General features: G+C 61.5%; 15 protein-coding genes and 1 pseudogene. 8 read left to right on the top strand and 8 right to left on the bottom strand.

The features are described from left to right. The first annotated feature begins 26 nt into the window (after positions 1-26). From ACSW29_RS19700 to ACSW29_RS19685, 4 genes are all read left to right on the top strand, one after another. A complete protein-coding gene (locus tag ACSW29_RS19700; RefSeq protein ID WP_448278077.1) occupies positions 27-971 on the top strand; it encodes a D-cysteine desulfhydrase family protein in 945 nt (314 codons plus the stop codon). Continuing rightward, positions 968-1,825, top strand: a complete 858-nt coding sequence (locus ACSW29_RS19695; RefSeq protein ID WP_448278076.1) for an AraC family transcriptional regulator — start codon at positions 968-970, stop codon at positions 1,823-1,825. The genes ACSW29_RS19700 and ACSW29_RS19695 overlap by 4 nt, the downstream gene beginning before the upstream one ends. A gap of 95 nt (positions 1,826-1,920) precedes the next feature. Beyond that, positions 1,921-2,904 (top strand): ABC transporter substrate-binding protein, encoded by a 984-nt coding sequence (locus ACSW29_RS19690; protein ID WP_448278075.1) that lies wholly within the window; start codon positions 1,921-1,923, stop codon positions 2,902-2,904. A 421-nt stretch (positions 2,905-3,325) separates the two neighbouring features. Then, complete coding sequence (locus tag ACSW29_RS19685; protein WP_448278074.1) at positions 3,326-4,510, top strand: alkane 1-monooxygenase; 1,185 nt, start codon at positions 3,326-3,328, stop codon at positions 4,508-4,510. Positions 4,511-4,530: 20 nt separating this feature from the next. Here ACSW29_RS19685 and ACSW29_RS19680 read toward each other — a convergent pair whose 3' ends face one another. Together ACSW29_RS19680 and ACSW29_RS19675 are read right to left on the bottom strand one after the other, a co-directional pair. Continuing rightward, positions 4,531-5,448, bottom strand: coding sequence for a nuclear transport factor 2 family protein (locus ACSW29_RS19680; RefSeq protein WP_448278073.1), 918 nt, complete (start codon positions 5,446-5,448; stop codon positions 4,531-4,533). Between the two features lie 32 nt (positions 5,449-5,480). Continuing rightward, a complete protein-coding gene (locus ACSW29_RS19675; RefSeq protein WP_448278072.1) occupies positions 5,481-6,119 on the bottom strand; it encodes an NAD(P)-dependent oxidoreductase in 639 nt (212 codons plus the stop codon). Positions 6,120-6,286: 167 nt separating this feature from the next. Here ACSW29_RS19675 and ACSW29_RS19670 point away from each other — a divergent pair, with 167 nt between their 5' ends. From ACSW29_RS19670 to ACSW29_RS19660, 3 genes are all read left to right on the top strand, one after another. Further along, a complete protein-coding gene (locus ACSW29_RS19670) occupies positions 6,287-7,258 on the top strand; it encodes a serine/threonine dehydratase (protein ID WP_448278071.1) in 972 nt (323 codons plus the stop codon). Between the two features lie 59 nt (positions 7,259-7,317). Next, positions 7,318-7,719 (top strand): hypothetical protein, encoded by a 402-nt coding sequence (locus tag ACSW29_RS19665; RefSeq protein WP_347874932.1) that lies wholly within the window; start codon positions 7,318-7,320, stop codon positions 7,717-7,719. Between the two features lie 61 nt (positions 7,720-7,780). Next, positions 7,781-8,617, top strand: coding sequence for a DUF1206 domain-containing protein (locus tag ACSW29_RS19660; protein WP_448278070.1), 837 nt, complete (start codon positions 7,781-7,783; stop codon positions 8,615-8,617). A 19-nt stretch (positions 8,618-8,636) separates the two neighbouring features. On the opposite strand, the gene ACSW29_RS19655 is transcribed toward ACSW29_RS19660, so the two are convergent. Beyond that, positions 8,637-9,944 (bottom strand): serine hydrolase domain-containing protein, encoded by a 1,308-nt coding sequence (locus ACSW29_RS19655; protein ID WP_448278069.1) that lies wholly within the window; start codon positions 9,942-9,944, stop codon positions 8,637-8,639. A gap of 82 nt (positions 9,945-10,026) precedes the next feature. Next, a pseudogene (locus ACSW29_RS19650) lies at positions 10,027-10,506 on the bottom strand (SDR family oxidoreductase); the annotation flags it as partial. Between the two features lie 11 nt (positions 10,507-10,517). On the opposite strand from ACSW29_RS19650, the gene ACSW29_RS19645 reads away from it, so the two are divergent. Then, complete coding sequence (locus tag ACSW29_RS19645; RefSeq protein WP_347874929.1) at positions 10,518-10,661, top strand: DUF4190 domain-containing protein; 144 nt, start codon at positions 10,518-10,520, stop codon at positions 10,659-10,661. A 13-nt stretch (positions 10,662-10,674) separates the two neighbouring features. Here the strand turns inward: ACSW29_RS19645 and ACSW29_RS19640 are convergent, their stop codons facing one another. From ACSW29_RS19640 to ACSW29_RS19625, 4 genes are all read right to left on the bottom strand, one after another. Further along, positions 10,675-11,223: a hypothetical protein gene (locus ACSW29_RS19640; protein ID WP_448278068.1), complete on the bottom strand. Its 549-nt coding sequence runs from the start codon at positions 11,221-11,223 to the stop codon at positions 10,675-10,677. A gap of 99 nt (positions 11,224-11,322) precedes the next feature. After that, positions 11,323-12,684 (bottom strand): DUF222 domain-containing protein, encoded by a 1,362-nt coding sequence (locus tag ACSW29_RS19635; protein ID WP_448278067.1) that lies wholly within the window; start codon positions 12,682-12,684, stop codon positions 11,323-11,325. 115 nt (positions 12,685-12,799) lie between these two features. After that, positions 12,800-13,234 carry a hypothetical protein gene (locus ACSW29_RS19630; protein WP_448278066.1) on the bottom strand — a complete coding sequence of 145 codons (435 nt, stop codon included), beginning with the start codon at positions 13,232-13,234 and terminating at the stop codon, positions 12,800-12,802. A 21-nt stretch (positions 13,235-13,255) separates the two neighbouring features. Next, complete coding sequence (locus ACSW29_RS19625) at positions 13,256-13,924, bottom strand: FadR/GntR family transcriptional regulator (RefSeq protein ID WP_448278065.1); 669 nt, start codon at positions 13,922-13,924, stop codon at positions 13,256-13,258. Positions 13,925-13,945 lie beyond the last annotated feature (21 nt).

Here is a 13,945-nt window from a genome sequence, read left to right as displayed (position 1 = left end):
GTGCACGGACGAATTAGACTCGTCGAATGTTCAGTTCCGACGTTCCGCCGATCAGCCTGGGCAGTTGGCCCACGCCCGTCGAACCAATGGCACGTTGCGCGCAGGCACTCGGATTGGGGCCGGAAGACCTGTGGATCAAACGTGACGACGTCACCGGCTTGGGCGGCGGCGGCAACAAGATCCGAAAGCTGCAGTACACCTGCGCTCAGGCTTTGGCCGTCGGCGCGACGACTCTGATCACTACCGGTGCACCGCAAAGCAATCACGCTCGGTTGACTGCAGCGGCAGCAGCTCGGTTGGGATTGCGTTGTGTGCTGGTGCTCGGTGGTGCCGAGCCGGAATCCGCGCAGGGCAATCTCGTTCTGGATGCACTCGCTGGCGCTGAGATCGTCTGGGCTGGTGGGGACACGGCATCCGCGGTCGACGTCGCGGTGCAGGCCGTCGCTGACTCGGGCGGTGTTCCTTTTGTCATTCCCTTCGGTGGTACCAGCGCGGTGGCCGCGCAGGGCTACGTCGACTGCGCACGCGAGATCGAGCAGCAACTCCCCGGAGTGGATCGCGTCGTGGTTGCGCTCGGATCGGGTGGAACGATGGCTGGCCTTGTCGCACATCTGGGTGTCGACAGGGTTGTCGGCGTCGATGTCGGGGCTGTTGCCGATCCAGTGTCGACTGTCGCTGGGTTAGTGGACGAGATGCCTGGTCCGACCCTGCGAGCCGCAGATCTTCAGATCCTGCGAAGCCAAGTTGGACAAGGATATTCGACGCTCACGGAAGCATCAGCCGGCGCGATCCGATGTTTGGCTCGTACGGAGGGCATCTTCCTCGACCCGACGTACACCGGCCGGGCCTTTGCAGGATTGATCCAACTCGTGAAAGACAAGGCCATCACGGCGGGATCGAAGACGGTCTTCGTGCACACCGGCGGGTTACCCGGCCTGTTCGGCCACCCCGAACTGTCGACTCTGCGGTGAGCGAGCAGATGGACTACCCGCTCAGCAGTCCACTCGACGAACTGTCCGAGTGGCAACGCGTGGTGCGACCGCTGCGTGTCAGCGCCGACGGTTACCTGCGGTTGGCGACCAATCGGCTGGCGGTCGATTCCGACTACACCTGGGACATGCACCGCCACAGCGATCACGAATTGCTGTGGGCGATCGATGGTGTTCTCGAGGTCCGTACTCCGGAGACCGTGTACACCGTGCCGAGCGGGGTCAGTCTGTGGATCCCCTCCTTTGTTCCCCACGAGGTGACGGCGCGCAGCGGCACCGAATTGTCGTGCACGTGGTTGGTGGCATCCGATGTGACCGGGTTGGATCGTGTGGTGGCCTTGTCCACCCCGCCGCTGCTCGAACAAGTACTCGATCACCTCACCCGAGACGACTTGACGGACGCGGAGCGTCGGCGAGCCGAGGCGTTTGCCATCGACCTCGTCGAACCCGTTCCGCGACTGATTTTCGATGTACCGCTGCCGACGACGCCGTGGCTTCGGCAGATCGCAGATCAGTTGGTTGCCAGCCCGGCCGACACCCGATCGGTGGAGGAGTGGGCCGCCGACGCGAAAGTCAGCACGAGGACCCTCACGCGAAGGTTTCCGGTTGAGACGGGACTGACCTTCTCGGAATGGCGTATGCGACTGCGGGCTCATCACGCGATGCAACTTCTGGCGCTCGGTCGAAGCATCTCGTTTGTGGCGCGGAAGACGGGTTTTCGTTCCGAAAGCGCGTTCGGCGCAGCATTCCGTCGAACGATGGGTGTGACTCCGGGCGAGTTCGCAAGCCTGATCGATCATCCGCGCACGCCGATGGCCGATTGGCTACAGGACTAGTCCGAACAGCGACTCAAAGCGCCTCGATCGGACTTGTGTCGTGCCACAGAATGAACTTAGGGTTGGCTAAACAATCACCCCTGTAGGAGCTCTGCGTGCGCGCAATTCGATCATTTTCTTTCGGTTCCCGAGTCATCGCAGCGGCGGCAGTTGCCGTTGTCGGTGCGATGGTGGTGACTGGCTGTTCCTCGTCATCGGCCGACTCCGAGCCGACGGACGTCCGGACCGTTGCCTCGGCATACGGGGACATCGAGGTTCCTGCCTCGCCGGAGCGCGTCGTCGCCGCGTCGTACGACACTCCTTGGCAGCTCATGTCCCTCGGAGTGAAACCGGCTGCTGTGCAGGACTACGGCAAGTGGATCAGTGAATTCACGCCGGAGCAGCAGGCCTTCGTCGACGGGCTCTCGACCATCGGGCCGTACGGGGAAATGAACTTCGAAGCGATCGCTGCGGCAGATCCCGACATCATCGTCGGCGACGCCGACGAGGTGGACCAAGCGGCGTTCGACCGTCTGTCGGGCATTGCGCCCACCGTCATCGTCAAGGGCGAGAGCCGAGGCGACTGGAAGACGATCACCACCGAGCTCGCTGAGGCAATTGGTAAGACCGACGTGCTCGAGTCGACGCGGACTGCTTACGAAGAGAATCTCGAACGTGTCCGTGGCGAGTACGCCGACGTGATCGCGACCAACAAGTGGATTCACATTTCACTCGGAGACGCACCCGGCGCTTTCTCGGTTCAGCAGCCCACCGGTGCGATCGGCAATTTGGTGGTCAACGAACTCGGATTGGTGTACGGGCCCGGTGTTCCGACCAATTACACCGCTGCCGGATACGAGTCCTACCCGATAGAGCAGTTGGCCGACATCATGAACGGTGTGACGGTCGTGCTGTATCCGCTGAACGCGGACGGGTCGACCAGTGCGGCGGTTCAGGCGGTCCTCGACGACAATCTCTTCACGAGGCTGCCGGCGGCGCAGGCTGGGCACGTCTTCGGATTGCAGTCGAGCGTCACGGATTTCGTGACCGCGAACGGTTGGCTGAACGAAGTGAAAACGAAGGTGTTTGCAACGCTCTGACGCTTGCTCACCTTTTGACTGCGCGCCCGCAACTGACCAGTTGAGGGCGCGCAGTCTTTTTGCTTGCCGCTCCGAGCGAGAATCCTGTCCTCTGCTTATGATTTCTGTCACTGCTGGTTACCGTTACTTCGGCGAGTGCGACGCGGTTCGACCTTGCCTCGGCAGGAATCTCCGATCCTCGGCGACGTGCTGAGGTGGTCGCCATCCCCGCAGATCGGTGGGGTATTTTGTCCGTATCTACTGTCGGGGTGAGCAGTGATGTACGGGGGGATTTTTTGGTGAGTACAAGCGCTCGTGCCGTCTTTCGAGCAGGGTGCTCTGGATTTCGGGACCATACCCGTCCGGACATGATTTCTGGTTTGCTGAGCGTGAACGGTGCGTGGGGCGAATCGTTCGAGGGGACGAAAGGCGAGATCGGCGAATGACAGCTACTTCCGACGCACGACATACCGAATCGAGGCCTGTCCAGAAAACCGACTCGCCGTCCGGCGAAAATCCGCGCTGGCGCGACCGCAAGAGGTACCTGTGGCCGCTCGGATTGCTGATTCCACTCAGCCCATTCATCTCCTGGTTTCTCGTCGACAACCTTCGTCTCGGATTGTTCTGGGCGACCGGCGCGTGGCTGCTGGTCATCGTCATCCCGATCATCGACATGCTGGCCGGTGAAGACGGCGAAAGCCCTCCGGACGATGCGATCCCCCGACTGCAGAAGGACCGCTACTACCGCTGGTGCACTTACGCGTTCCTCCCCTTGCAATACGCCGGTCTTGTCTTCGCGTGCTGGTGCTGGATCAACGCTCCGATGGGGATCGCGGAGAAGATCGCGATGTCGTTCACGGTGGGCGTCGTCGCCGGTGTCGGTATCAACGCGGCCCACGAGCTCGGCCACAAGAGCGAGAAGCTCGAACAGTGGCTCGCGAAAGTGGCGCTTGCGCAATCTCTCTACGGGCACTTCTACGTGGAACATAATTTCGGCCACCATGTGCGTGTAGCTACTCCGCAGGACCCGGCCAGCTCACGGTTCGGTGAGAGCTTCTGGAGGTTCTTGCCACGAAGTGTGTTCGGCGGCCTGCGTTCTGCCTGGCGTATCGAGAGCGCTCGACTCCAGCGGAAAGGCAAACGAACCTGGAGCGTCGAGAACAATATTCTCAACGCTTGGGCGATGAGCGTTGTCCTCTTCGCGACGCTGATCGGCATCTTCGGTTGGGAGGTCGCACCCTGGCTTCTGCTGCAGGCAGTCGCCGGATTCACCTTCCTCGAAGCCGCGAACTACCTCGAGCATTACGGCCTGCTGCGTGGCAAGCGTGCCGACGGCTCGCATGTACGCTGCAGCCCCGCTGACAGTTGGAACAGCGATCACATCGTGAGCAATCTGTTTCTCTATCAGTTGCAGCGGCACAGCGACCACCACGCCAACCCGAAGTTGCGGTACCAAAGCTTGCGCAGCGCCGCCGAAGCCCCGCAACTTCCGGCCGGCTACGCAGTGATGATCGTGATCGCGTGGATTCCGCCCTTGTGGCGTCGGGTGATGGATCAGAGATTGCTGGACTACTACGACGGCGATATAGAACGGATCAACGTCGGCCGATCACGTAGCCGGCGCTGAACTGTTCGGAGTTTGAAGTCTCAGCGACCGTCGTCCCACACGGTGTTACCGCTTGCAGTCGTCGACGGGTAGTCCTGGACGGCGTCCCAGTGTTCGACGATTTTGCCGTTCTCGTCGAATCGGAAGATGTCCATCGAGCCGCTGCCGGACGTTCCCTCACTGGACGACGCGAAGGTCTGAACGAAGACGAAGTCTCCCTCGGCTACCGTTCGAGGAAACTTGGTGGCCTTGTCTCCGGTAACAGGTTCGATCCCGGCCAGTGCCGTGACAAACGCATCCTTACCGTCTGCGAACGAGGGGTTGTGCTGCGTGTAGGTCGGGCCGACCAGCTGGTCGGCAGCCTCGGCGGCTTTGCCCTCGTTGAAGGCGAGCTGCAGGAATGTCAGGGCGTTGGCAGTGTTGCGCTCCAATACTTCTGACGTCCTGGACGGCGACGAGGTGGGCCCGTCGAACATCGTGTTCGGATTCGCGGACGTTTCCGGCACGTCTTGAATGGCATCCCAGTGTTCGACGATCTTGCCGTTGTCGACACGGAAGATGTCGAACACGGCCTGGCCGCGGTCGCCGGGTGCAGACGTGGTGTGAGACTGGAGGGCGACAAGATCACCCTCGGCGAAAACGCGAGCGATCTCGGCATGCAACCCGGGTGTGGCCTCGACGTAACCGCCTATGCCGCTGACAAATCCGGCTGCCCCATCGGCGGCGGTGGGGTTGTGTTGGATGTAGACGTCGCCAAGGTACCGGTCGGCGGCTTGCTGGACCTGACGGCCGTTGAACGCCAGTTCGTAGAAATCCGTGACGATGGTCTTGTTTGATTCGAGTTGATCGCCCTGTTCGGCAACAACGCTCGTTGACGTCGTAGAACTGCTGGGCGTTGCGGATTCCGCGTCGTTGGAGCACGCGGTGAGCAGGAGGGCGGCGGCAGCGGGAACAGTCATCCAGGCTGCGCGCCTACGAAGGTTGCCCATGCTCAGTGTGCGACGGTGAAACGCTGGCGACGGTGTGCCGGAGTCTCGATCTCGTCGACAAAAGCGTGTGCGTAATCTTCGCCCGCGATGGCGGAGTTCCCCTCGGCGTCCGTCAGGAGAATGTCGCCACCCACCTGGAAGGATCCCTTCGGAGCGACGCCGGCATGGGCGCCGAATGCTGCGGCCGGGCTCACGTAGAACCAGTCGACATTGCTGTCGGTCGCGCGGAGCGCATCGAGGACGTCGGCGTGAGCGAGCGCCTCACCCTTGTATGCGTCCGGGAAGTCAGGGGTGTCGACGACGCGTGGCCCACCGTCGGAGACCAACAGGCTGCCGGCGCCACCGACCACTGCAATGCGAGCGCCGTTGCGTGCGGCGGCATCTGCGAGGGGAGTGATGGCGTCGAGCAGGCGCTTGCCGTCGATCTCGCGGGCGGGGATGGCAATGACAACGACGTCGTTGTCCGCCGTGACCTGCTCCACGATCGTGTTGTCGTGAACAGAACCCTGCACGACATTCGTGTCGGTTCCCGACTGCGCGCTGCGAGCGACGACGGTTACCTCGTGGCCGCGTGAAGCGGCTTCCTTCGCGATTGCGCTACCTGCAAAACCGTTTCCACCGAATACTGCGATCTTCGACATGGCGTGTGCCTTTCCTTGATGTCGTCGTTGTGCTTGCAGTAGTAAATTTATTCACCTGAAAGGCAGATGTCTTGGTCATATGCGGGCAATCCTTGGTGAAAAACAGACATTTTTATGGTGATGGGCCGACTGCTTCGGGTCGAAGTTGCGAACCGTAGGGTTGGTGCATGACTCTCACCGCCGACAACAACGCAGGTCCGCTGGCAATCGAGCGTTCGGACGTCGAAGCCGCACGGACTCGTATCGCAGGTTTGGCGCGGCGTACTCCGATCTTTCGAACTGCGCTACCGACGCCACGCGGTGAGGTACCGGTTCTGTTCAAGCTCGAGTACCTCCAGCACGGCGGTTCCTTCAAAGTGCGCGGCAGTCTCAATGCAGTGGAACGAGCTGTAGCCAACGGCACCATGCCCGATGCCGGCGTGGTGATCGCGTCCGGCGGCAATGCTGCGATCGGGGCCGCGTGGGCAGCCCGACGACGGGGACTCACCTGCACAGTGGTGGTGCCGGAGACAGCGCCCGATGCGAAGGTGAAGGCTCTCGGCGAGTTGGGTGCAACCGTTCACAAGGTAGGCGATCGGTATGCACTCGCTGCTGCCGCTGCGGCGGACATCGCACGCACCAGTGGTGCGCTCGCACTGCATGCCTACGACCTGCCCGACATCGTCAGTGGGGCCGGTACCATAGCTCTCGAGATCGAAGACGACGCGTCCGGACCGATCACGTATTGCGTTGCAGTCGGTGGCGGCGGGTTGGTCTCTGGAATCGTCGCGGCGGCTCGTCCCGAAGATCACATGGTAGCCGTCGAGCCGACCGGAGCTGCCACCTTGCACACCTCGCTCGATGCGGGGCGTCCGGTGGATATCGAAGTTAACAGTATCGCCGGGGACTCATTGGGGGCTACACGAATTGGCGCCATTGCCTGGGAGACACTGCGTGAGAGTTCGGTAGACAGTGTTGTGGTCGAAGATGATTCGATCCGACAGGCGCGGGCATTCCTGTGGCGGGAGTTCCGGATTCTGGTGGAGTTGGGAACCGCAGCAGCATTGGTTCCGGTTCTGAACGGAACGGTGTCGCCGCCGTCCGGCGGTGAACTGTGCGTTGTCTTGTGCGGTGCCAATACGCATCCGACCGACCTGTAATTTTCTTCGTATTTCTTTGCCTGCGTGTGAGAAAGTCCCAGGTGGGTACCTCTCGCAGTATGAGTACCAGCAGCATTATCTGGATAATTGTTGCCGTGGTCGTAGTGATAGCGATCGTGGCCGCACTCCTGTGGGTGGCGCGAAACAGGCGTGACGAGCGTCGTCACATCGAGGCAGAACAGATCCGCGAAGACGTCGCAGACAAGTCGCTGCAAGTAGGCGAGCGCGAGGCGCGGGCAGAAGAGACAGCAGCCAAAGCGCGCATGGTGCAGGCAGAGGCCGACGCCAAAGCGGCGGAAGCGTCTGCGCTGCAACATCATGCAGCGCAGCATCGGAAAGAGGCGACGAGTTCTCGCGAGGAACTGAACCAGCAAAGAGATCATGCAGACACGATCGACCCCAAGGTTCCCAACCCCGAAGAATCGCGGTCGACGCCGGATCAGAACCCTCGAAACCCTTGATCTCGAAACACTTGATGCAGGCGTTCGAGGGAAGTGTCTGCCCGTATATGGTTCGACGATCATGATGAATAAAGAATCGTCACCGCAGGACCAGAAAAGTGTCGCGTCCACGGCGGCTGACGTCGCACAGAACAATGTCTTCGAGCGCTTTGCCCGTGCCGGATTCGTCGTCAGCGGTGTGGTTCATCTGCTGATCGGATACATCGCGATCCGCCTTGCTCTCGGTGGATCCGGGTCTGCGGACCAATCGGGTGCGATGGCCGAGTTGGCAGGAAAGCCAGGGGGTGTCTTCGCTCTGTGGGTCGGCGTCGTGGCCTTCCTTGCCATGGCGTTGTGGAGATTGGCCGAAGCTGCGTTGGGAAGCTCGTCGTCGCCGTCCTCGGACGACAAGAAGAAGGAGTTCTTCAACCGCGCAAAGGCTCTGGGCATTTCGCTCGTCTATTTCGGTTTTGCGTTCACTGCATTCGGATTCGCCCGCGGTAGCGGGAAGTCCAGCAGCGGTCAGAGTGCGGGAATTACGGCGCGTTTGATGGAGAACACGCTTGGGACTATCGCATTGGTGATCGGCGGGATCGCGATCATCGCTGTTGGCGTTTACCACGTGTACAAGGGCGCGAGCCAGAACTTCCTGGATGATCTGAAGGGCACACCCAGCAACTTCGTGCGCCGCCTCGGAACCGTCGGGTATGTCGCCAAGGGCTTGGCCATCGCTGCAGTCGGGATTCTGGTTCTTCTTGCGGTCAACAGTTCCGAACCTGGCAAGTCCTCCGGACTCGACGGAGCGTTCAAGACGCTGGGCGCGCAGCCGTACGGAGTAGCCCTGCTGATCCTTGCCGGATTGGGCATCATCACCTACGGGCTCTACTGCTTCGTGATGGCACGCTCGACGAAGATGTAGCGCCCGTAGGTAAGTGGGTCTACCCGAATGACCCGGTCTGGAAGCCGACGTCGCTGCCCGACGAACTTCCCGTCGAGCTACCGAATGTCGGTCGTCTCGGAACCAGATCATGCATTAGGTTCACTGCTGCAGGGTCGACCATCGCCGCATTTCCACCGTTCGCCATTATCGTGATCGACCAGCCGCTGTCGGGAACGAGCAGGGTGATGCAGTTGGATCCCGAGCTGTCTCCGTTCTTCTTGGCGAACCGTTGTGGGAAGTTCGGCGTCGGGGGTTGGAGCTGCCACGCCATTCCCATTCCGAAGGCCGGATTCTCCGGAGCTTGCGTGTCGATCTGCTCGAGCATCGAGGTCAGGACTGGTTTGAGCGGGCTGTTTCCGTAGCCGAGAGTTGTTGCGGCCCAGATCGACATATCGTCAGCGGTACTGACCAGGCCACCGCCGCCGGCGATCGCACCGGTGTTGTTCCACAGCGGTGCTCTTGTGCCGTCGAGGTAATACGGGATGGCCAGGTCCGTGGCTTTGGTCTCGATCACGGTACCCATCATCCCGAGTGGGTCGGTGATCTCGCGGGCGACTGCCGCCGCGAAGGGCGGTTTCTCCTGTCCCGGAATGATTTTGTCTGCCATGAGTGTGCCGAGTAGTCCGAACCCGAAGTCCGAGTACAGCCAGTGGCTTCCGGGGGAGAACTCCAAGGCCCCGGGAGCCTGGAGTCCTTCCCAGAGCATGTCTCTCGTGTACTTCGCTTTCTCGTCCGGGCACGATTGTGTGGGATCGGCGCACCCAGCCGAGAGATTGGGTGGGTCGTCGCTCAGACCGGAACGGTGGGTGACCAGTTGGCGAAGCGTGATTTCGGAACCATCACTGCCTTTCGGCATAGGGTTCCCATCCGAATACTCGCTCGCCAGGTCGTCCAATCCGACTTCTCCCCGAGCGATCATTCTCGCCAGCAGTGCAGCGGTGAAAGTCTTGGTCTTCGAGGCGATCTCGAATTGCGTTCGCGGAGTAACCCTCACGCCGTTCTCGACGTCGGCCAGACCGTAGTGATATGTGGTGGTGACACTTGACTTGCGGTTCTTTTCATCCGGTTTGACGATGACGAAGGCAAGGCCGGGAACGCCGTTGTTCAGCAGTGTCTCCGCGACTCGCTGTACGGCCTGGGCTTCGGCAGCGTCGCCGATCCTCGAACCTGGATTGGGGGCCGTTGGGCCGGCGGCTTTGGCGGTCGACGAGGTTGCGAGGGTTATGACGGCGGTTGCAGCAAGTCCTGCAGCGCTGATGAACTGTCGTCGTGACGTCCGGGCGGACCCTCGATCCTGGTTTTCCATTGTTTGCACATTACAACCAAAGTCGACTGGTTTGACTGTTTTGTCGGAATTGCCAAGGTGTGCTTCTTAGACGATGGTTTCGCTAGATCACGCCGCCGTTGACGTAAATGACCTGGCCGTTGACCCAACGAGCTGGGCCGGCGAGGAACGCGACAGCCTCCGCGATGTTCACCGGTGTGCCGAGGGGTTCCAGGGGAGCCAACTTGGACGGATTCTCCACTGTAGCTTCGTCTTTCCCGTCCAGGAATAGATCGGTGGCCGTAGGGCCCTGGGGCTACGGCGTTGACCGTGAATCGCGTCCCCGTAGCTCTTTCGCGAGAACCGGAGTGATCGGGTCGACAGCACCTTTGGTGGCGGGTACGCGGCATAAGTCGGAAACGCCAGCTTCTTCACAGAGGTGGAGAAATTGATGATCGCACCACTGCGCCGGACACGTCTGACTGCCTGCTGGTCGACCACGAAGGTCCCTCGGACGAACGGGCTCATCTCGTCCGGGGTGTCGTTGCCGCTGCATCCGATCGAAATCGTCGAAGTTCAATTCTGCGACGGTGGAGAGGATCATGTGCTGTTCCAGTGGGCCATGTGTCGCTGAACCAGATCCGGTGTTCCGGCGAAAGTGGGCGTGGGCTGGCTGTGGCCGGCCTGGGTCTCTGCTACCTGTCGCTGGTCGTCATCGGAGGTTTCGTACTAGTGGCTGTGTCCGCGGCGTATCGATAATTTGGGTCGCGCGTCAGAGCGGGATCGGCAGGAGGGGCTCGATGTCGCAGGTGCGAGGTCCGAACAGGCTCGCGGTCCGGGCGCGAATGGACGGAAGTGCTTCGTAAAGGCTCCCGCCGAGGCGGTGGAGGGAGTTGAACGAGCGTGATTCCCAGACCGGGAACTCGCCGTCGGTGCCGCGGGATGCTGTGTCCCACAGCAGTGCGTCGCCGTTTTCGCTCCATCCGAAAACCTGCAGCGAGTCAAAGAGTGACCAATTGCCGTCGGGTTCGATCATCCAATCGAACTCCTCGTCCCGTCCGTCTTCGTAGACAGATTGAAGATGAGCGGTGAGGTTGCCGGCCCGCCCTTGCCAGCTATCGGCGAATCCGGGAACAACGGGTGGGTAAATGAGCCAGAGTCCGAAGGTCCGCGCCCAACCTGCGTGCCTGATGAATGCGCGATATGAATCGGGGAAGCCCTGCCGGTCGGGAAATCGATAGGAATCCATAAGGGCAAAATCGATATGCTCGAGCGTCGGCCGGCCGTCTACTGTCAGCGCGTTGGGTCCCTGTGCAAACACACCCTCAACGCTAGCAATAGGGGACACCGTGCCGCCCTTTCCGGCTATCGAAGCACGCCGGAATGGGTCACCGAGGCATGTGCTCGGTGACCTCCGGGTTCAGAGTCGTGTGGTGGAGCGGCGGGGTTTTCGGTCGGGGTCGATGCCTGGCGGTGGGATGAACCAGGGCAGGTGATCAGCGCCTATCTGGATTTCCCATTGTCCGGTGAATCCGGGTTTTCGGTGCATCAGGGTGTGGTGGGTTCGGCAGAGTAGGACCAGGTTGTCCATGACGGTTGGTCCTCCTTTGGCCCAGTGTTTGATGTGGTGGGCGTCGGTCCAGGCGGGGACGCAGTCGCAGCCGGGGAAGGCGCATCCTTTGTCGCGGGCGATCAGGGCGGTGCGTTGTGCCGCGGTGACAAGCCTTTTCAGTGGGGTGACGTCGAGTGGGGTGCCGTTTTCGTCGAGGAGGATGGCGCCGAGCATGCAGTCGCAGGCGATCATGCGGGTGCGGCCGACGCTCAGTGGTCCCATCCAGGGCATGTGGCCGACATCGAGATCTTGTTTGTCGAGATCCGGCATGCCAAGGTCCAGGGTGTCGAGGTCGTCACGGTCGGACGGGCCAGGTGTTGAGCCATCACCCGTTGTGGCGCATTCACGATGGTAGGCCAGGTCTTTGGCGTTGATGTGTACGTTCAGGTGTGGGCGTTGGCCGCCGTCGATGCCGGTGGCAGCGTTGTCGAGGTAGCGCCGGATGAGTTCTGCCATGGCGTCTGCGTTGCGTGTGGCGGCGGGTCGTTTGTCGGGTGCGCCGTCTGTGCCGGGGGTGGGCATCGAGAGGTTGGAGAGGGCGGAGAGAAGCATCTCGCCGGTCACTCCGTCGAAATCGCCTCGTACGGCGATTCTTCCGTTGAGGGTCGCGGAGATGCGTAGTTCGTTGCGGTCGGTGTCTTCGCTTGGCGGTATGTCGTCGGATTCGAACATGTGCTCGAGGACGCTGATGGCGTAGCGCAGTTTGACGGTGGTCGCTTCGACGCCGGATGCTGCGGCGAGGAGTGTGTCGCGGCAGTACGGTAGCGCGGCGTCGGGCATTGCCTTGGGTGGGGATTCGCAGAACGCCACGATCAGTGCTGCGTGCTCGAAAGTGAGGTCGCCGGAGTCGAATTGGTCTTCGATCTCGGGGAATGACCGTAGGGCTTTGCCCAGGGCTGCGATTCTTCTGCCGGCGGAGATTTGCAGCATGGTGTGGTTCGCGAGCCATTGTCCGGTGCCGCGGTGGCAGAGTACTTGTTCGTCCGGGTTCAACGTCAGGGTGTCGACGGCGGCCACTCGAATGGCTTCCAGGCGAAGGATTTCCGCTGATGCGGCGATGGCGATCTCGCGGACGTCGGTGGGGTGCAGCCGCCACAATCGTCCGCGCACACCCACAGCGGAGCTGTTGACCACGGCAGTGGCAGCGTCGTCGGTGATGTCGATCGTCATGAGAACCCCCCGTTCCACCTCCCATCATACTCGAACATACTTTCGAGTCAAGGACTTTTTGAGAAGGTGCGGTGGGTCCGGCCGCCGCGATTCTGTTGTTCGAGAGCTGATTCCGTCACCGCTCGACTCGTTGGAGGAAGGGGCGAGACCAGGCGCCGAGTGCGAGCATGGCGAGGATCGTCTGGGCCAGTCCGGTGGTGAAGAAGATGCCCTGCAGCGGCGACCAGGCGAGAACGATGGCGATCTCGACGAAGATCCAGATAATCATGGTCAGCCCGGCGGCGGCGTGCAGGCCCCATGCCAGGCGGAACCTGTTGTGCTGAGCGAAGAGTGAGACGGCTTGGATGCCTCCGACGACGACGACGCCGAGGAGGATTCCGGGCCAGAAATATGAAGGGAAGACGGTTCCCTCGATCCAGTCCGGAGGCAGGCCCATCCCGCCGCCGATCGTCAGGCCCGCCATTCCTACGAGCGCAGGGAGCAGGTTGAGCCACGCGATGGCGGACAGACCGATCCGGAGACCCCGTGGAGGGAGCGATGTGGACGTCATGCCAGGCAACGATAGAGAGGGTCAGTCGAGCCCGTCCATGTTCCTGCGCGTTGCCGCGCTGGCAGCGTCGGCATCACCCGCGACGATGGCTTCCACCAGATCTCGGTGGGCAGCGGCTTCGTCGTCGATCGATTCGGGGTTTCGCGCCGCGACGTCGGTGATCACGTCCAGGGCTGAGTTGCGGAGCGTTTCGATGAATGAATCGAACACCATCGACAACACGCTGTTGTGTGCAGCATTTACCACAGCGCGATGTAGGTCCATGTCAGCGTCGACAAATTCTGTTGGTGTCGAAGCATTTTCACGGGCTTCGAGTGCCGCCCGTAACAGGTCGACGTCGGCGGAAGTTCGACGCATGGCAGCCAGGCGGCCCGCTTCCACTTCCAGAAGTCGGCGTACTTCGTAGACTTCGCGGCGGTCCGAGCGTTTGAGTTCCCGCTCGAGTTCTGTGACCGGAGTCGAGGACATGACGTAGGTGCCGGATCCTTGATGAGAGTAGAGCTGTCCCGACGCGATCAGTGCGCGCACGGCTTCCCTGCCGGTCGAACGCCCGACTCCGAGGAGTGTGCTCAGATCCTGCTCGTTCGGGATTTTGGTCCCGACCGGCCACTCGCCGTCGCCGATGAGGCGAGCCAGTTCGTCTGCGGCTTTCTGTACCAGTGACTGCTGCTTGACCTGGCGTACTGCCATGTGTCTGCTCCTGACTGGCTC

This window comes from Rhodococcus sp. GB-02 (genome assembly GCF_053470465.1).
The sequence above is the reverse complement of the archived record's forward strand: the minus strand, read 5'-3'. Positions and strand labels throughout refer to the sequence as shown.